Source organism: Embleya sp. NPDC001921, assembly GCF_053594475.1.
This window is the reverse complement of the sequence record NZ_JBSFEO010000005.1, coordinates 72,176-90,102: the sequence shown is the minus strand read 5'-3', so window position 1 is coordinate 90,102 and position 17,927 is coordinate 72,176. Positions and strand designations below refer to the sequence as shown.

At 70.9% G+C, this 17,927-nt stretch carries 19 protein-coding genes; 8 read left to right on the top strand and 11 right to left on the bottom strand.

Annotated features, from left to right (window positions below):
- Positions 1-56 precede the first annotated feature (56 nt).
- On the bottom strand, positions 57-434 hold the full coding sequence (locus ACWCPW_RS07425) for a phage holin family protein (protein WP_449760606.1): 378 nt from the start codon (positions 432-434) through the stop codon (positions 57-59).
- An 81-nt stretch (positions 435-515) separates the two neighbouring features.
- On the opposite strand from ACWCPW_RS07425, the gene ACWCPW_RS07420 reads away from it, so the two are divergent.
- The 4 genes from ACWCPW_RS07420 (at position 516) to thiC (ending at position 3,945) form a co-directional block, all read left to right on the top strand.
- Positions 516-833, top strand: coding sequence for a cupin domain-containing protein (locus ACWCPW_RS07420; RefSeq protein ID WP_402234853.1), 318 nt, complete (start codon positions 516-518; stop codon positions 831-833).
- 130 nt (positions 834-963) lie between these two features.
- Positions 964-1,629, top strand: a complete 666-nt coding sequence (tenA, locus tag ACWCPW_RS07415; RefSeq protein WP_395867840.1) for a thiaminase II — start codon at positions 964-966, stop codon at positions 1,627-1,629.
- 193 nt (positions 1,630-1,822) lie between these two features.
- Positions 1,823-2,023 carry a hypothetical protein gene (locus ACWCPW_RS07410; protein ID WP_449760605.1) on the top strand — a complete coding sequence of 67 codons (201 nt, stop codon included), beginning with the start codon at positions 1,823-1,825 and terminating at the stop codon, positions 2,021-2,023.
- A gap of 152 nt (positions 2,024-2,175) precedes the next feature.
- Positions 2,176-3,945, top strand: coding sequence for a phosphomethylpyrimidine synthase ThiC (gene thiC, locus ACWCPW_RS07405; protein WP_449760604.1), 1,770 nt, complete (start codon positions 2,176-2,178; stop codon positions 3,943-3,945).
- Positions 3,946-4,023: 78 nt separating this feature from the next.
- Here the strand turns inward: thiC and ACWCPW_RS07400 are convergent, their stop codons facing one another.
- From ACWCPW_RS07400 to ACWCPW_RS07385, 4 genes are read right to left on the bottom strand one after another with little or no spacing between them, the layout of a single operon-like run.
- Positions 4,024-4,710: a response regulator gene (locus ACWCPW_RS07400; protein ID WP_449760603.1), complete on the bottom strand. Its 687-nt coding sequence runs from the start codon at positions 4,708-4,710 to the stop codon at positions 4,024-4,026.
- Positions 4,707-5,834, bottom strand: coding sequence for a histidine kinase (locus ACWCPW_RS07395; RefSeq protein ID WP_449760602.1), 1,128 nt, complete (start codon positions 5,832-5,834; stop codon positions 4,707-4,709). Before ACWCPW_RS07395 ends, ACWCPW_RS07400 begins: the two co-directional genes overlap by 4 nt.
- Positions 5,831-6,550 carry an ABC transporter permease gene (locus ACWCPW_RS07390; protein ID WP_449760601.1) on the bottom strand — a complete coding sequence of 240 codons (720 nt, stop codon included), beginning with the start codon at positions 6,548-6,550 and terminating at the stop codon, positions 5,831-5,833. Before ACWCPW_RS07390 ends, ACWCPW_RS07395 begins: the two co-directional genes overlap by 4 nt.
- The gene (locus ACWCPW_RS07385; protein ID WP_449760600.1) at positions 6,547-7,467 is read right to left on the bottom strand and encodes an ABC transporter ATP-binding protein; all 921 of its coding nucleotides are present in this window, start codon (positions 7,465-7,467) and stop codon (positions 6,547-6,549) included. The genes ACWCPW_RS07390 and ACWCPW_RS07385 overlap by 4 nt, the downstream gene beginning before the upstream one ends.
- A gap of 136 nt (positions 7,468-7,603) precedes the next feature.
- On the opposite strand from ACWCPW_RS07385, the gene ACWCPW_RS07380 reads away from it, so the two are divergent.
- Entirely contained in the window at positions 7,604-7,825 is a 222-nt protein-coding gene (locus ACWCPW_RS07380; RefSeq protein WP_449760599.1) for a type II toxin-antitoxin system VapB family antitoxin, read from the top strand.
- A complete protein-coding gene (locus tag ACWCPW_RS07375; RefSeq protein ID WP_449760598.1) occupies positions 7,822-8,241 on the top strand; it encodes a PIN domain-containing protein in 420 nt (139 codons plus the stop codon). Before ACWCPW_RS07380 ends, ACWCPW_RS07375 begins: the two co-directional genes overlap by 4 nt.
- 233 nt (positions 8,242-8,474) lie before the next feature.
- Here ACWCPW_RS07375 and ACWCPW_RS07370 read toward each other — a convergent pair whose 3' ends face one another.
- The 6 genes from ACWCPW_RS07370 to ACWCPW_RS07345 form a co-directional block, all read right to left on the bottom strand.
- On the bottom strand, positions 8,475-9,569 hold the full coding sequence (locus ACWCPW_RS07370; RefSeq protein ID WP_449760597.1) for a medium chain dehydrogenase/reductase family protein: 1,095 nt from the start codon (positions 9,567-9,569) through the stop codon (positions 8,475-8,477).
- A 92-nt stretch (positions 9,570-9,661) separates the two neighbouring features.
- A complete protein-coding gene (locus ACWCPW_RS07365; protein ID WP_449760596.1) occupies positions 9,662-11,440 on the bottom strand; it encodes a GAF domain-containing protein in 1,779 nt (592 codons plus the stop codon).
- A gap of 133 nt (positions 11,441-11,573) precedes the next feature.
- Positions 11,574-11,783: a hypothetical protein gene (locus ACWCPW_RS07360; RefSeq protein WP_395867858.1), complete on the bottom strand. Its 210-nt coding sequence runs from the start codon at positions 11,781-11,783 to the stop codon at positions 11,574-11,576.
- An 88-nt stretch (positions 11,784-11,871) separates the two neighbouring features.
- Positions 11,872-12,495, bottom strand: a complete 624-nt coding sequence (locus ACWCPW_RS07355) for a hypothetical protein (RefSeq protein ID WP_406297685.1) — start codon at positions 12,493-12,495, stop codon at positions 11,872-11,874.
- 167 nt (positions 12,496-12,662) lie between these two features.
- The gene (locus ACWCPW_RS07350) at positions 12,663-13,604 is read right to left on the bottom strand and encodes a metallophosphoesterase family protein (RefSeq protein WP_449760595.1); all 942 of its coding nucleotides are present in this window, start codon (positions 13,602-13,604) and stop codon (positions 12,663-12,665) included.
- A gap of 241 nt (positions 13,605-13,845) precedes the next feature.
- Positions 13,846-14,865 carry a LacI family DNA-binding transcriptional regulator gene (locus tag ACWCPW_RS07345; protein WP_449760594.1) on the bottom strand — a complete coding sequence of 340 codons (1,020 nt, stop codon included), beginning with the start codon at positions 14,863-14,865 and terminating at the stop codon, positions 13,846-13,848.
- 247 nt (positions 14,866-15,112) lie between these two features.
- On the opposite strand from ACWCPW_RS07345, the gene hisC reads away from it, so the two are divergent.
- Together hisC and ACWCPW_RS07335 are read left to right on the top strand one after the other, a co-directional pair.
- On the top strand, positions 15,113-16,177 hold the full coding sequence (gene hisC, locus ACWCPW_RS07340) for a histidinol-phosphate transaminase (RefSeq protein ID WP_449760804.1): 1,065 nt from the start codon (positions 15,113-15,115) through the stop codon (positions 16,175-16,177).
- Positions 16,178-16,482: 305 nt separating this feature from the next.
- Entirely contained in the window at positions 16,483-17,919 is a 1,437-nt protein-coding gene (locus ACWCPW_RS07335) for a cytochrome ubiquinol oxidase subunit I (RefSeq protein WP_449760593.1), read from the top strand.
- Positions 17,920-17,927 lie beyond the last annotated feature (8 nt).

Genomic DNA, 17,927 nt, shown 5'->3' with positions numbered 1-17,927 from the left:
GCGGCCCCTCGGCGTGCCCCCGGGGCGACGCCGGGCCGAGGCCGCGCCCGGGACCTTCAGTCGCGGTCCAGGATCATGCTCAGGAACCAGCTCACGATGCTGATCACCAGGGCCCCGAGCAGCGCGGGCCAGAAGCCGTCGATGTGGAAGTCGAGGTCCAGCTTGTTCGAGATCACCTCGGTCAACCACAACATCAAGGCGTTGATCAGGAACGTGATCAGTCCCAGGGTGAGCACGAACAGCGGTAGCGAGAACAGCTTCACCAACGGCTTGATCACGGCGTTGACGATGCCGAAGATGAGCGCGACCACGACTATCGTCTTGGCCTTGCTGCCGGCCGAGGCGCCGTCGGCGAGATCGATTCCGTGCACGAACCAGCTTGCGAACCAGATGGCCAGTGCGTTGACAACCAGTTTGACGACCAGGCTTTTCATATCTTGATGCTGGCATCCGGGGGGACCCTCCCGCTTGAGCCTGGTGAGAAAGTCTGTTCGTGTCGGTAAGGAGTTGGTCACATGAAGGTCTTTCGACTCGATGATCTGGACGCCGAGCGCGCGTTCGAGCAGGGCGCGTATCTGAAGTTCCTCAGCGAGCGGAACTTCTCGATGGGCCTGTACGCCCTCGAACCGGGCGAGACCGACACGCAGAAGCCGCACCGCCAGGACGAGGCGTACGTGGTGATCAGCGGTCGGGCCACGCTGACCGTCGGCGACGAGTCCACCGACGTCGCGCGCGGCAGCGTCGTGTACGTACCGGCCGGCGTGCGGCACCACTTCCACCGGATCACCGAACCGCTGCGCGTGTTGGTGTTCTTCTCGCCGCCGGAGGGCTGAGCGGCATGCGCGGGGCGGGCGGGGCGGGCGGGGTGGGCGCACCTACGGGTGGGCCCGGACCCGTGTACGACAATCGGACCTTGGGATCCGGGATTCGGATCCCGGGATCCGACGATCGGGAGTAGACCTGATGGCGCTGCGCGACGAGCTCTGGGCCGCGATCGAGGACGTCTACGCGGCGATCCTCGAACACCCGTTCATCCACGGGCTGACCGACGGCACGCTGCCGCGCGAGGCGTTTCGGCACTACGTCGTGCAGGACTCGCACTACCTGCGCGACTACGCCAAGGCGCTCGCGGTGTGCGCGGCCAAGGCGCCGGACGAGGCGACGACCGTGCAGTTCGCCGGCGACGCGGCCGGCGCGATCGCCGCCGAGCGCTCGTTGCACGAGGGCTTCATGGTCGACTTCGGCAGCTCGGTGGCGGACGCGACCGCGACCGAGCCGGTGTTGCCCAGCACCCGGGCGTACGTCAGCTACCTGCTCGCCACGGTGCACAACGGCTCGTTCGCCGAAGGTGTGGCCGCGGTGCTGCCGTGCTACTGGATCTACGCCCGGGTGGGCGACGCGCTGCTGGCCAAGGGCTCGCCCGACGAGCTGTACGGGCGGTGGATAGCCACCTACGGCGCCGAGGAGTTCCAGGAGACGGTGCGCGCGGTGCTGGATCTGGTGGACCGGATCGGCGAGGACCTCTCGGCGACCGAGCGGGCTCGGATGATCGAACACTTCACCACCACGGCCCGCTACGAGTGGATGTTCTGGGACGCCGCGTGGCGCGGCGAGCGCTGGCCGGTCTGAGCGGGGCCGAGGTCGGCCGGGTCGACGGCGGCGGGGGCGGTCTTGGTCGGATCGGGCCGGGCGTCGCGACGCGCCCCGGCCGGCCGGAATCGGTCCGGCCGGAACCGGTCCGCCCGGATACGACGTGTCCTCCCGGGGAATGTGGTCCCCGGAAGCACGTCTCGCGTGGGATCGCGTGACTGGGGGTTGAACGATGGAGAGATGGCCGCAGTGGGTGCGCGTCGGCGTGCCGGTACTCGCGCTGGTGCTGCTGTGCTGGTTGCTGATCTGGCTGTTCTCGGCCTTCCTGATGCTCATCGTCAAGGGCGTCGTGGGGCTGCTCGTCACGGTCGGGATGGTCGTGCTCGCGCGTACCGCGGTGGTCGGCCGCGAGCCGCGCGATCCGCTCGGCTGAAACCCGACGCTGGTCGTGCGACCGGCGGTGTGTCAGGGTGGGGGCGCACCACACGGAGATACACGGGAGCTCGGGGCACCGGGCTGAGAGGGCGCTGAGGCCGCGCCGACCGCAGAACCTGACCGGGTAATGCCGGCGTAGGGAGCCTTTCCATGACCTCGCACGACACATCGCTGCCCGCTGTCCCGGTTGCCGATCCGGCCGCCGCGAGCACGGTCACCAGCGGACCGATTTCCCCCGCCCACCACCGCGGCTACGTCCCCGGATCGCGCGAGGACCTGCGCGTTCCGGTACGCACGGTGCATCTGACCAACGGCGAGACGGTTCGCCTGTACGACACCTCGGGCCCGTACACCGACCCCGCCTTCGAGGTGGACGTGCGGCGCGGCCTGCCCGCGCTGCGGGAGGCCTGGATCGAGGAGCGCGGCGACACCGTCCGCTACGACGGGCGGATCGGCGCGCTCACCCCGGCCGGTTTCGCGGTGCCCGGCGCCGGGGCCCGACCCAGGCGCGCGTCCGGGACCGAGGCGGTGACCCAACTCGCCTACGCGCGACGCGGACTGGTCACCCCGGAGATGGAGTTCGTGGCGATCCGCGAGGGCCTGACGCCCGAGCTGGTCCGGGACGAGATCGCCGCCGGCCGCGCGGTGCTGCCCGCGAACATCAACCACCCGGAGATCGAGCCGATGGTGATCGGCAAGAACTTCCTGGTCAAGGTCAACGCGAACATCGGCAACTCGGCGGTGACCTCCTCGATCGAGGAGGAGACCGACAAGCTGGTGTGGGCGATCCGGTGGGGCGCGGACACGGTGATGGACCTGTCCACCGGCAAGGACATCCACACCACGCGCGAGTGGATCGTGCGCAACTCGCCGGTCCCGATCGGCACGGTGCCGCTGTACCAGGCGCTGGAGAAGGTGAACGGCAAGCCCGAGGAACTCACCTGGGAGCTCTACCGCGACACCGTGATCGAGCAGTGCGAGCAGGGCGTGGACTACATGACGGTGCATGCCGGCGTGCTGCTGCGCTACGTGCCGCTGACCGCGCGTCGCAAGACCGGGATCGTCTCGCGCGGCGGCTCGATCATGGCCGCGTGGTGCCTGGCGCACCACCGGGAGAACTTCCTCTACACGCACTTCGCCGAGCTGACCGAGATCCTGCGCGCGTACGACGTGACCTACTCGCTCGGCGACGGGCTGCGGCCGGGCTCCATCGCGGACGCCAACGACGCGGCGCAGTTCGCCGAGTTGGAGACGCTGGGCGAGCTGGGCCGGATCTCCCGCTCGATGGACGTCCAGGTGATGATCGAGGGCCCCGGCCATGTGCCGATGCACAAGATCAAGGAGAACGTCGACCTCCAGCAACGCATCTGCGACGAGGCGCCGTTCTACACGCTCGGTCCGCTGACCACGGACGTCGCCCCCGGGTACGACCACATCACGTCGGCGATCGGCGCGGCGATGATCGGCATGTGGGGCACCGCGATGCTCTGCTACGTGACGCCGAAGGAGCACCTGGGCCTGCCGGACCGGGACGACGTCAAGGCGGGCGTGATCGCGTACCGGATCGCGGCGCACGCGGCGGATCTGGCCAAGGGGCACCCGGGCGCGCAGGCCTGGGACGACGCGCTCTCCGACGCCCGTTTCGAGTTCCGTTGGCAGGACCAGTTCGACCTGGCGATGGACCCGGACACCGCGCGCGCCTACCACGACGCGACGCTCCCGGCGGAACCGGCCAAGACGGCCCACTTCTGCTCGATGTGCGGACCGAAGTTCTGTTCGATGCGGATCTCGCATGACATCCGTGCGGAGCACGGCGACGGAGCCGTTGCGGCGGAGGTGGACGCCGAGGCCGGGATGCGGGCCAAGTCGCGGGAGTTCGCCGCCTCGGGCAACCGCGTCTATCTGCCGTTGGCCGACTGACGCACGCGTCGACGACGTCCCGGGGGACGGCTTCTCGGGAGACGACGTCTCGGGAGCGGGCCGGCTCCCGGGACGTCGTCAGGCCGGTCCGGGCCGGTCGCTCTCGCCGGCGACGATGACGCCGTGCTCGTAGGCGAAGACGACCGCCTGCGCGCGATCACGCAGGCCCAGTTTGGCGAACATGCTGCCCACATGGCTCTTCACGGTCGCCTCGGTGACCACCAGACGGGCGGCGATCTCGCTGTTGGACAGCCCGCGGGCGACCAGGAGCAGGGCTTCTCGTTCGCGCGGGGTCAGGCCCGCCAGGAGCGCGGGTGAGGAGCGGAGCGGTTCGGTGCGGGTGGCGAAGTTCTCGATCAGGCGGCGGGTGATCGAGGGCGAGAGCAACGCCTCCCCGTCGTGGACGACGTGGATGGCCTCCACGAGGCGGGCGCGGGAGGCGTCCTTGAGCAGGAAGCCCGCGGCGCCGGCGCGCAACGCGCCGAAGACGTACTCGTCCAGGTCGAACGTGGTCAGGATCAGCACGCGCGGCGGCGGCGAGATGCCCGCGGCGTGCAAGCGGGCGGTGGCCTCGACGCCGTCCATCCGCGGCATCCGGATGTCCATGAGCACCACGTCCGGACGCAGGGCGCCCGCCAGGGCGATCGCCTCGTCGCCGTCCTCGGCCTCGCCGACCACGGCGAGGTCGTCCTGCGTCTGCAGGAACAGGCGAAGGCCGGTCCTGATCAGCTCCTGGTCGTCGACGATGAGCAGCCGGATGCTCATGCGGGTTCCCCCAGGGGCAGCCGGGCCGCGACCTCGAACCCGCCGTCCGCGCCGGGCCGGGCCTCCAGTTCGCCGCCGAGGACGCCGATGCGCTCGCGCATGCCGACGATGCCGTGGCCGCCGGACGAGGGTTGGGACACCCGCTCGCCGTCGTTGACGACCGTGACCCGCAGATGGGTGCGGTCGAAGTCGAGCTTCACCGTGACGTGGGTGGGTCGGGCGTGCTTGAGCACGTTGGTCAGTGCCTCCTCGACGATGCGGTAGACCGACAGCTCGACGCCGCCGGCCAGCGGTCGGGACGTGCCGGTGACCTCCAGGCGCGCGGGCAGCCCGGCCTCGCCGTACGAGGCGACGAGCGCGGGCAGTTGGGCCAGCGAGGGCTGCGGACGCATCCGCACACCCTGGTCCGGCTCGCGCAGCAGCAGCAACATCCGGCGCAACTCGACCAGGCTCTGCTCGGCGTTGCTCTCGACCCGCCCCAGGGTGTCGTCGGCCACGTCCGGCGCGGTGCGCAGTACGTCGCGCGCACCGCGTACACCCACCAGGGTCACGGTGACCGAATGGGCGATGATGTCGTGCAGTTCGCGGGCGATCGCGGCGCGCTCGCGCTGCGCCACGATCACCGAGAGCTGCTCGCGCTCGCGCTCCAGGTGGGCCGTGCGCTCCTCCAGGGCCTCGGTGTAGCGCCGTCGGGTCTGCGCGTAGGTGCCCAGGCCCCACGCGACGACGGAGACGGGGATCGAGACGATGCTCGCCAGCATCAGCACCAGCGCCGTCGGCACCAGGGCGGCCACCGACACACGCCGATTCCGCAGTTCGGCGACGGTGTAGAGGGCCACCAACACCGGCGCCCCGCCGGGGTAGGCGCCGGTCGCCGCGAGCACCGCCTCGATCGCGCAGACGAGCGCCAGCACGGTGAGCGTCGCGCGCCGTCGGGCGAGCAGGAGCGCACCGGTGAGGACGACGAATGCGAGGGGCAGCGTCGGGACGGGTGTCGAGTCCTCGAAGGTCAGTCCGACCTCGACGCCCGTGGTCACCACCGCGACGAGGGTGTCGAACACGGCCGAGCGGCGCGCCCGGATCCACCGGCGCGCCGCTCGGCCGTACCGGAGAACCGGGTTCATGCCAGGTCACGCCGACGTTCGCCGGCGACGGCCGCGATCACCAGCGCGATCGCCCAGGCGCCGAGGACCACCGCGGCGGCACCGGCCGACAGCGTCGTGTGGTGCGTCGACCGCGCCAGCACACCGGCGGCCCCGAACGGCGTGTAGTTGGCGGCGGACTCGGCGACACCGGCGACCAGCGGGAGCACCGCGAAGTTCACCAGCAACACCACGACCACCCCCACGACCGGGCTGCGCACCATCGCGCCGATGGCGGCACCCATGATCGCAGAGAGCACGAACGCGGCCAGGTTGCCCGCCGCGACCGAGCCGACCTCCCCCGGGGTGAGGTCGGCTCCCGGATGGTCGGCGAGCAGCGGCACGGCGAGTGCGACGGATACGGCGACCAGCAGCGCCCCGATCAGCAGACCCGTCACCGCGTAGGCGCCGATCCGGGCGAGCAGGACCAGGCCGCGGTCGCGCCGGGCCACCAGAGCCGCGGGTGCGGCGGTGCGGTGGCGGTATTCGCCGGCCACGCCGACGAGTCCCCACAACATCATCAGGACCGGCAGCCCGGACAGCGCCTCCTCCTTTTCGGCCACCTCGTCCAGCCGGCCCGACGCCACGGCGACGATCACGACGTTGAGCACGGTGAACGCGACGCCGCCGGCCACGAAGCCGTGGATCGAGCGGGTGGTGAGGGTCTTGAGCAACTCGCCCCGCAACAGCCGGTTCATGCGCTTCGGCCCTTCATCGGAGCTTGCGTCTCGCCGTCGGTCAGATCGAAGAACACGTCCTCCAGGGAGGCGGTCCGGGAGGTGATCTCCTCCAAGGGGATGTGCTCGCGCAGCGCCAGCCCGGCGACCTCCGCGGCGGTGAGTCCTTCGATCCACAACCCGCCGGTGTCCGCGGGCCGGATTCGTCCGCCTGCGCCCTCGACGAGTGCCGAGAGCCGCTCGGGCTCGGGGGTGCGTACCGAGAGGGCGCCCTGTGCCAGATCGCCGATCGTGCCGGTGTGGATCAGCCGGCCCTTGTCGATGACGACGACGTCGTCGACCGTCTGCGCGGCCTCGCCGAGCATGTGGCTGGAGAGCAGGGTGGTGCGACCGCGAGCGGCCCGGTCGCGGAGCAGGGTGCGCAGTCGGCGGATCGCCTGCGGGTCCAGGCCGTTGACCGGCTCGTCCAGGACGAGCACCTCGGGATCACCGAGCAACGCGGTGGCCAGGCCGAGGCGTTGGCGCATGCCCAACGAGTACTTGCCGACCCGCCGCCCGGCGGCCTGCTCCAGCCCGACGGTCTCCAGTACCTCGTCGACCCGGCGGGCCGGCAGCCCGGCCGACAGCGCCAGGGCCCGGAGGTGGGCTCGGCCGGTCCGGCCGGGATGGGCGCCGCACGGCTCGATGTGCACACCCAGCGCCCGGGCGTCGGCGGGCACCGGACCGCCTTGAAAGGACACGTGACCGGCGGTGGGCCTGGCCAGCCCGACGATCGTCTTCAACACGGTCGTCTTGCCCGCGCCGTTGGGACCGAAGAACCCGGTCACCGCGCCCTTCCGTACGGTGAAGGAGAGCCGGTCGACCACTGTCGTCCGCCCGTAACGCTTGGTCAGCTCGTGGACCGCGATCGCCGCGGTCGGTGATGGCACCGAAGTCATACCGAAAGCATCGACGCCCCCGATCTCCCGGTCCTCAGCCAAAAGATCAAACCCGACCTGCCACCGAAGGAGGAGCCGGTCGGCCGTTCCCGGCTATATTCAAAGTCTCTGTTGGCTTTATATAAAGGAGATCGGTATGAGTGTCACGACGATCGACCTGGACGAGGACGCCCTGGCGAAGGCGCTGCGGGTCTCCGGCGGCGCGACCAAGAAGGAGGTGGTGAACACCGCCCTCCGCGAGTACGCCGAGCGCCACGAGCGGGCCGCCCGGCGGGCCCGTCACATACAGGCCGCTCAGGAGTGGGACTACGAGGGGTGGCAGCGACTCCACGACACCGAGAAGCGAGGCGAGGAGTGATTCGGTACCTCGTGGACTCCACCGCCGTGTGGCGGCTGTTGCGCGAGCCGAGCTTGAACGACGCGTGGGGAGAGGACATCGACCTGCGGGTCATCGGGTCCTGTGCCCCGCAGCGCACCGAGTTCCGCCGCTGCGCCCGCAACCTGGCGCAGTACGAGCAGATGGGCGAGATGTTCGCCGACCTGTACCCGGACGTGCCGCTGTCGAAGAACATGTGGGGCTGGATCGAGTCCGCGCAGTTTCGGCTCGCCCAGGCCGGAGGCGCTGTTCGCGCGTTGTCCGCGGTGGATCTGGTGGTCTGTGCGATCGCGGCCCATCACGGGCTGATCGTGCTGCACGACGACAACGACTTCGTCACCGCGGCCGGTGTCCTGCCCGACGTCCTGCAACGCAACGTTCGCGACATTCCGGCATAGCCGCCCGCCCGGCGCCCGCGGTCATGGGCGGGGGTGGACTTGGGGTGTCGGGGTGCGGGTGGCCCGGGGCGGGGGTGTGGGGCCCGGGAGGCGGGGCGGACGGGCGGAGGTCGAGGTGCCCAGGGCGAGGGCGGTCATCAGGGTGGCGCTCGCCCAGTGGGACGGGTTGGTGAGGGAGCGGTTCAGGCGCACGGTGGAGTCCCTGGTGTGGGTGAGGTGGGGGTGGCGGTGCGTCAGTGCGTGTCGGGGACCAGGACGACCTTGCCGGTGACCGTGCCCGATTCGGCCAGTGCGAGGGCGTCGGCGGCCCGGCTCAGCGGGACGCGGGCCGCGACCTGGGCGGTGATGGTGCCGGCCGCGAGCAGGGCGAGGACCTGGGACAGGTCGGCGCGCAGGCGAGCGCGGAAGGTCGCCGGGCGGCGCTTGCCGGCCCAGATGTTGTAGAAGTGCGTGCGCCGGCCGTTGGGCAGCAGGTTCCACCACATGAGGCGGGCCACCAGCTTGAGCACGGGCAGCCGGGACGAGCCGGACTCGTTCTTGGTGGCCGCCGTCCCGTACGAGACGAGGGTGCCGCCCCGGGCGAGCAGCCCGAACGAGTCCACGATCCCCTCGCCGCCGACGTGGTCGAAGACGGCGTCGACTCCGTTCGGGGCGTGCGCGCGCACCGCGGCGGGCAGGTCGGCGGCCCGGTAGTCCAGCGGGATCGCGCCCAGCGCGCGTACCGCGTCGTGGTGGCGCGGCGAGGCGGTGCCGATCACCCGGACGCCGGCGTGCGTGGCCAACTGGACCAGGGTCGATCCCACACCGCCGTTGGCGCCGTGCACCAGGATGGTCTGTCCCCGGCGGATCCCGGCCGTGCGGTGCAACATCTGCCACGCGGTGATCCCGTTGACGACGACCGTCTCCGCCTCGGCCGGGTCGATGTCCGCGGGCACCTCGACCAGGTCGGCGGCCGGGACCACCGCCAGGCTCACCCACCCGCCCACCTTGGTCAGCGCCGCGAACCGGCGGCCGATCAGCGCGGCATCGCCGCCGGGCCCGACCCGCAGGACCGTACCGACCAGGTCGTAGCCGGGGACGAAGGGGAAGGCCGGCTGGTCGTAGTACTTGCCGCGGCGCATCTGCTGCTCGGCGAAGGACACCCCCGAGGCGTCGACCGCCAGCAGGACCTCCCCGGCCGCCGGCTCCGGCGCCGGGCGCACTTGGACCTCCAGACCCTCGGGCTCGACGATGCCCGGCAGCACGATCTCGGTGACCGAGGCGGCGACGGCCTCGGTGGCGGTCGGGGTTGCGGTTTCGGGTGTGGTCCCGGTGGCGGTGGCATTCATCAGGACTCCAAGTGATTGGTCTTAGTGTTTGTTATAATCTCTAACTTAAATGCGTGCCACCAGCGTGTCAAGCATCGGTGGGGGACTTTTGGCTAGGACCCGCGCCGGAGCGGCACCGACCAGGTCACCGCGGTTCCGCGGCCCTCCGGCCCCGGTCCGAACGCCGCCCGGCCGCCCAACTCCTCCGCGCGGGCGGCCAGGTTGGCCAGCCCGCTGCGCCGACCGCCGGGCGCGATGCCCACGCCGTCGTCGGTGACCGTCAGCTCGACCGTGCCGCCGGTCACCGCGAGGCGCACCTCGACCCGGGACGCGTGCGCGTGGCGGGAGGCGTTGGACAGGACCTCGCGCAGTGCGGCGAGGAGCTGCTCGGCGACCTCGTCCGGGACGGTCGAGTCGACCGGGCCCGTGAAGGTGACCGTCGGCTCGAAGCCGAGCGTGCCGGCCGACGCGCTCGCCTCGCGCAACACCCGGCCGCGGACCCCGGTCGGCCCCTCGCGCGGCGGGTTCTGCAACGCGAAGATGGTGCTGCGTACCTCGCGGATCGTCGCGTCGAGTTCGTCCACCGCCTGGTTGATCCGGGCGGTGACGGCCGGCACCCGCGCCAGCCTGGCCGCGCCCTGGAGCATCATCCCGGTCGCGAACAGCCGCTGGATGACCAGGTCGTGCAGGTCCCGGGCGATCCGGTCGCGGTCCTCGAACACCGCCAGCCTCTCCCGGTCGCGCTGCGCGCTCGCCAGCATCAGCGCGATCGCCGCCTGGCCGCCGAACGCCTGGGCCATCGAGCGCTCGGTCCGGTTGAACGGGACCGCGCCGATCCGCTTGTCCAACTCCAGTGCCCCGAGGATGCGTTCGTTGGCGATCAGCGGTACGAACAGGCCCGGCCCGAAGCAGCGGGACTGGTCCAGCATCACGTTCGGGTCGGTGCTCATGTCCGCGATGAAGATGCTGCGCCCGGTGTTGATCGCCTCCGCGACCGGGCTGCCCTGCGCGACCACCGTGCCGCCCAGGCCCGCGAGGTCCTCGCCGGAGGTGACCTCGACCAGGTACGAACCGTCCGGCTGGGGCAGGTACATCGCGGCGAAGTCCGCCTCGGCCAGGCTGCGCGCGCGTTCGGCCACCACCGCGAGCGCCTCGTCCGGGTCCTGCGTGGTCAGCAGCGCCGTGGTGACGTCCGCCGAGCCCATGATCCACTTCTCCCGGCGGGCCGCGCTCTCGAACAGGCGCGCGTTCTCGATGGCCACTCCGGCCGCCGCCGCGAGCGCCCGGACGACCTGCTGGTCCTCGACGCTGAAGCCCGGCCGGCCGCGCTTCTCGGTGAGGTACAGATTGCCGAACACCTCGTCGCGCACCCGGATCGGCACGCCCAGGAACGAGTGCATCGCGGGGTGGTTCGGCGGAAAGCCGTAGGACGCCGCGTGCCGGGCCAGATCGTCCAGGCGCAGCGGCTCGGGGTGCTCGATCAGCAGGCCCAGGATGCCTCGCCCGTGCGGGAGTTCGCCGATCCGCTCGCGGTCCGCGTCGGCGATGCCGACGGTGATGAAGTCGGACAGGTTGTTCTCCGTGCCGATCACGCCGAGCGCGGCGTAGCGCGCGTCCACCAGATCGGCCGCGGCCTCGACGATCCGGCGCAGCGTGGTGTGCAGGTCCAGGTCGGCGCCGACCGCGATCACGGCTTCGAGCAGCCCCTGGAGCCGCTCCCCGGCCGCCGCCGCCGAGCCGAGCCGCTCGACCACCTCGGACACCAGGTCGTCCAGACCGAGCGAGGCCGGCGCGGCCGACGCCGACCCGGCCGGTCCGGGCGCGCGATCGGAGCGATCCGCCCCGTCGGGCTCGTCGGCGCTGTCGGCACTGCTGCCGGTGGCGTTCACCATGACCGCAGCCTACGTGGGCAAATCAGGATGAAACCACCAAATCATCCCGGACACGCGTGCGGATCCCCCGCGCACGCTTCACGCCTACCGGTCCGCACACGCAGATGCACGCGCGAAAGCCCGCCGCCCCCGCTCAGCCGAAAGCCCCCGCCACGTACACCGTGCGCGGCGGCAGGTATTCCACGATCACCACCAACGAACCCACCGGGTGCTCCTCGCCGGGCAGCGCCGGATACGCGAGGAACGCCTCCACGCCGCCGCGCACCTCGATCATGACCTCGCCCACCAGTCCGGGACCGATTCCCCCGGTGACCTTCCCGCGTTTGCCGACCATGTCGACCATTGTGTGGCCAGGCCCGCCCGGCCCGCCCGGCCGGCGTGATCCGGCTCTCCCGCCCCGAGCGGGTGGGAGAGCCGGCGCCGACGGTCGGTCAGCCGAGGAGGGTGGTGCCCTCGTCGGAGGCCTCGCGCAGACGCGAGCGCATGAACGGCAGGATGCCCCGGTGCAGGATCGCCCGGCGCCATTCCTCGCGGGCCAGGTACACCTCGACCTCGCCGGTCGGCCGGGCCCGATTGCGCGCGGCCACCGCCAGCATTGCCAGTCCCCCGATCGCCGCCGCCCCGAGCGAGATGCCCACGGCCGCGATCGAGGCGAGTTGCATCGTGTGCTGCATGGACGAGTCGTCCATCGTGAGCGGCAACAGCACGTAACCCACGATCAGGAAGACGACCGCCGAGATGCCGGCCACGATCACCGCCATGGCGGTGGCGAGCGCGAACCAGCCGAAGCTCTCGCCGGCCTCGATCATCGAGGCGCCGAAGTCCTGTCGGATCCCGGACTCGAAACGCTGCTCTGTACGTTCGTAGCGGTCGTACTCGTCGCGTGCCGCGTCCGCGATCGACGGGGTCGCGTCCAACGTGGCCGTCCGCAACTGCTCGACGTTCAGGTTGGGTACCGCCGCAAGACCGGAGAGGGTCTCCTCCAGGTGCAGCGCGTCATCGACGAACTGCTCGTACTGACGGCGGTGCTCGTCACTTCCAAACCAGTGTTGCATCGGATCCCCCGAATGAGGCCGCGCGGGCGTGTCCCGCGTCCGCCGGGCCCGTCAGGGGACCCGTGCAAGCTGTCGGTGGATCAACGACCCGCAAAAGCACCTGACGGTGTCGAGGCGGATACTTATTGATGATAGGGTGCATCCCCCGTTTTTGGGCAGGGAGTTCCCTACGACCGCGGCTCGTCTCCGGTGTCGCCGCCGAGGGCGCCCAGGTCGTATTCGCGACCCTGGGTCTCCTCCAGGGAACCGGCCGCCGCGCTCGGCGGCGTGGCGGTCAGCGGCAGGCGCGCGACCAGACACGGGCCGCCCAGGTAGATCCCGCCGTCCAGGTTGACCACCTGTCCGTCCGCGTACACGCGCGGCTCGACGATCGTCGAGGGGTCCTCGCCGGTCTGGTACGGGATCGGGGTGTGGCCGTGCACGATGCGCCGGCCGCCCAGCTCGCTCAACAGGTCGGCGGCCGCGTACGGCCCGACCTCGCCCATGAAGGCGCCGCGTCGGGTCAGGTTGCGGAACAGGTCCCACCACGAGAGCGGATCCGGCTCGCGCAGTATGTCCGCGACCGCGCCGTCCACCTCCTCGATGGTGTCGCCGTATTCGAGGTAGGCGTTGCTGTCCGAGTGGATCAGCAGGTGCCCGTCGACCACCGCGGCGACCGGCTGCGCGGCCAGCCAACCGGCCTGTTCGTCGGTGAAGCGGTCCAGGTCGGACTGCATGCCACCGTTGCGCAGCCAGATTTCGCGGAACGTGGTCGCGCCGCCCGCCACCGGCACCGGGTGGTCGCCGAAGCGGAACACCCCCAGCAGCAGGATCTCGTGGTTGCCCAGCAACATCCGGGTGCTGCCGCCGACCTCGGCGGACTCGCGGGCCAGCGCCATCGCCAGTTCGACCACGCCGATGCCGTCCGGGCCGCGGTCGGTGAAGTCGCCGAGGAACCACAGCCGGGCCCGGCCGCCGCACCAGTGCGCGTCCGCGTCGATCAGGTCCCGGGCGCGCAGGGCGGCCTTGAGCTCCTCCAGATGACCGTGGACGTCACCGACCACGTACAGCGGGGCGTCCTGCTCCGCTGCGGCGCCCATCGGGGCCGGTGTAGCCGAGACGTTGCTCACCAGAAGGGTCCTTTCTTCACGATCCGCACCACCGTACGGCGGCGATGCCGACACCCGTTGTGAACCAAGACGCACGCGGGCCGGGTTCGGCTGCGGCACACCCGGTCCGATTCGGATGATTCCTGGACCGTATCTCTCGTGCGGGCACGGCGGAACGGACCACGCTCAATTGTGCGTGCAGCCGTGCCCGTCCCACCGGGCGGCCCCGACCCGAGCCGACCGGGCCGCGGGCGCCCGGCGGTCAGCGGCGCGTGGACGAGTCGCGGACCGAGAGCCGGGTGGGCACGGTGCGCTGGGCGGGCAGCAGCGGCCCGGCCCCGGCGTCGTCGATCACGCTCACCAGCAGTTCCACCGCCCACGCGCCGGCCAGCGCCGGTTGCAGGCTCAGCGAGGTCACCGACGGATCGGCCCCCTCGCCGCAGCAGGCCAGGAGCAGGTCCTCGGGCACCCGCAGCTCGCGCGCCCGGGCCGCGGTGAGCAATTCGGCCGCGCACCCCTCGTGCAGCCCGAACACCGCGTCCGGGGCCAGGTCGAGCAGTCGGGTCGCGGCGGCCCGACCGGCGCCGGGCGTACGTGCCTCGTACTCCGCGGTGATCGGCGACACACCCCGGTCCGCGCACCACGCGCGGTAGCCCGCGACGCCCTTGGCCGCGCCCGGTCCGTCCGAGGCGGCCAGCAGCGCGATCCGGCCGGCGCCCGCGTCGGCGAGGTGGTCGAGCACCGAACGCACCGCGGCCACGTGGTCGTTGTCCACCCAGCCGTACACCGGGGTCGAGCCCGGATGGCCGCCGCTGACCACGGGCACCCCCCGGCGCAGCAGCTCGTGCACGAGCGGATCGTCGTCCGCGGGATCGACCACGATCGTGCCGTCCAGCGCGACGTTGCCCCACACGTCGTGCGGCGAGGACGCGGGCAGCACGACCAGCGCGTAGCCCAGGTCCAGGGCGGTCGCGGTGGCCGAGCGGACCAGTTCGGCGAACCACGCGAACTCGGTGAGTGCGAACGGCTCGGTGGAGCGCATGGTCGTGGTCAGCCCGAGCAGCCCCGAGCGACCGGTGCGCAGCGTGCGCGCCGCGGCCGAGGGCCGGTAGCCCAGTCGATCGGCGACCTCGCGCACGTGCAGTCGGGTCGTGTCGGGCAGTCGGCCCTTGCCGTTGAGCGCGTCGGAGACGGTCGTGATCGACACCCCGGCGGCCGCCGCGACGTCCCGGATGCCCACCCGGATCCGCCGCCCCACACGCGGTACATCTGGCGCTGTCATCGTCCCGACACTAGGCCGATTGCGCCGCCCTGGCCGGGTTCATGTCATTGCTTTACGAAGAAACGTATCGCCCCATACCTGCCGCTGAACCTTCGGCGACTGACTCGTGCGCCCCGACCATGCCCTCCCCGGCCGGCGGACCATAGAGTTGACACGACCGGGACGTGCGCCCAGGCACCCCGACCAGTATGCGAGGAGGACGGGCGTGACCCAGCACAACGCCCCAGGTACGGACGACGGCGCCACTGTGAGGTTCCGGGCGGCCCTGGCCGGGGTGCCCGTCTACAAGGCGGGCAAGGCGCCGGTGGTGGAGGAGGGCCTGCCGTCGTACAAGCTCGCCTCCAACGAGAACCCGTACCCGCCGCTGCCCAGCGTGCACAAGGTGGTGGCCGACGCCGTCGGCGAGATGAATCGCTACCCGGACCCGAGCAACGCGGAGCTGGCCCAGACGCTGGCCGAGCGCTTCGGGGTGCCCGCGTCGCACATCGTGGCCGGCACCGGATCGGTGACCGTGGCGCAGCAGTTGGTGAACGCGACGGCCGGCGAGGGCGACGAGGTCGTCTTCGCGTGGCGCTCCTTCGAGGCGTACCCGCTGCTGGTGCTGCTCGCGGGCGCGACGCCGGTGCCGGTACCGCTGCTCGCCGACGAGAGCCACGACCTGGACGCGATGGCCGCCGCCGTCACCGAGCGGACCCGGCTGATCTTCGTGTGCAACCCGAACAACCCGACCGGTGTGGTGATCCACCGCGCCGAGCTGGAGCGCTTCCTGGACCGGGTGCCACGCGACGTGCTGGTCGTGCTGGACGAGGCGTACCGCGAGTTCATCCGGGACGAGCGCGTCCCGGACGGGGTGGACGTCTACCGGGACCGGCCCAACGTGGTGGTGCTGCGCACCTTCTCGAAGGCGTACGGTCTGGCCGGCCTGCGGGTGGGCTTCGCCATCGCGCACGAGCCGGTGGCCGCCGAGCTGCGCAAGACCGGGATGCCGTTCTCGGTGAACCGGCTGGCCCAGGTGGCCGCGATCGCCTCGATCGGCGCCGAGGGCGAACTCCTGGAGCGGGTCGACGCGTTGGTGGCCGAGCGGGAGCGGGTGCTGGAGACGCTGATCGGCCAGGGCTGGACCGTTTTCGACTCGCAGGCCAACTTCGTCTGGCTGCGCCTGGGCGAGCGCACCGACGAGTTCGCCGCGCTGTGCGAGGCGGCCGGGGTGACCGTGCGCCCGTTCTCCGGCGAGGGTTGCCGGATCACCATCGGCGAGACCGAGGCGAACACGATCTTCCTGGAGCAGGCCGCGCGGTTCATGTCCGCCTAGCCCGCTCCCGGCGCGGTCGGCGACCGTCGTCGTTTGGGTCCGTTCGGACCACTTCGAGCCCTCTCGGGTACCCCCCTCAAAGGGTCCCCGAGAGGGCTCGCTAGTGTTTGTGAACGGATGCACAAGCTCGACTTTGTGAACCCATTCACAAAGTTTGCCGTGGTGGATCCGCGCTTCCATCCCGGTTCATCCGGGTTTGTTCGGCGGAGTGTCGGGCGGGACGCGCGGAGGCGCCGTGTGCATCGTGAACCAAACGTGCGCTCGCCCGCGAGACACGACCGGCGATCAGGAGGAATGAGGGGCCCATGGACCTCGCCGTCGAAACACTCGACGTAGCCCGGTGGCAGTTCGGCGTCACGACCGTCTACCACTTCCTCTTCGTCCCGCTCACGATGGGTTTGTCCATCCTCGTCGCGTGTCTGCAGACCGCGTGGGTGCGCACCGGGAAGGAGCACTACCTCCGGGCCACCAAGTTCTGGGGCAAGCTCTTCCTGATCAACTTCGCGCTCGGCCTGGTCACCGGCATCGTGCAGGAGTTCCAGTTCGGGATGAACTGGTCCGACTACTCGCGCTTCGTCGGCGACATCTTCGGCGCCCCGCTCGCGATCGAGGCGCTGGTCGCGTTCTTCCTCGAGTCGACCTTCCTGGGGTTGTGGATCTTCGGCTGGGAACGACTGCCGCGGAAGATCCACCTGGCCACCATCTGGGCCGCCGCGATCGGCACGATCCTGTCGGCCTACTTCATCCTGGCCGCGAACTCGTGGATGCAGCACCCGGTCGGCTACCGGATCAACCCGGAGACCGGCCGCGCCGAGCTGACCGACTTCGTCGCGGTGCTCACCAACAACACCGCGATCGCCGCGTTCCTGCACATCCTCCCGGCCGCGTTCCTGGTCGCCGGCGGCTTCCTGATCGGGATCAGTTGCTGGCACCTGCGCAAGCGCAACGAGGTCGCGGTGTTCCGCCCGTCGCTGCGCCTGGGCCTGTGGGTCTCGGTGCTGGCGGGCATCGGCCTCGCGCTCACCGGTGACATGCAGGGCAAGCTGATGTACGAGCAGCAGCCGATGAAGATGGCCTCGGCCGAGGCGCTGTGGGAGACCTCGAAGCCGGCGCCGTTCTCGATCTTCTCCTACGGCGACGTCAACAGGGGCCACAACAAGGTCGCCATCGAGGTCCCCGGCGCGCTGTCCTTCCTGGCCAAGAACGACTTCAACGCCGAGCTGCCCGGGATCAACGACCTCCAGGAGCAGTCGGTGGTCAAGTTCGGCCCCGGCGACTACCGCCCCAACATCTTCGTCACCTACTGGTCGTTCCGGCTGATGATCGGCGTCGGCATGGTCACCGCCGGCATCGGCCTGGTCGGCCTGTGGTTGACCAGGCGGGGACGCGAGCTGCCGAGCAACCCGTGGGTGTACCGGATCGGCCTGTGGACCATCGCGTTCCCGTTCGCGGCGAACTCGTTCGGCTGGATCTTCACCGAGATGGGCCGCCAGCCGTGGCTGGTGTTCGGTGTGCTCAAGACCGAGGCCGGGGTGTCGCCGAGCGTTTCCACCGGTGAGGTGCTGACCTCGCTGATCGTGTTCACGCTGCTGTACGGGGCGCTCGCGGTGGTCGAACTGGGCCTGATCCGGCGCTACGTCAAGGCCGGTCCCGAGCCGATCAAGCCGCCCGTGAGCAAGGACCCCGACGATCCGTCGGGCGACGGCGAGGGCGCCGAACGTCCGCTCGCCTTCGCGTACTAAGGGGAGAG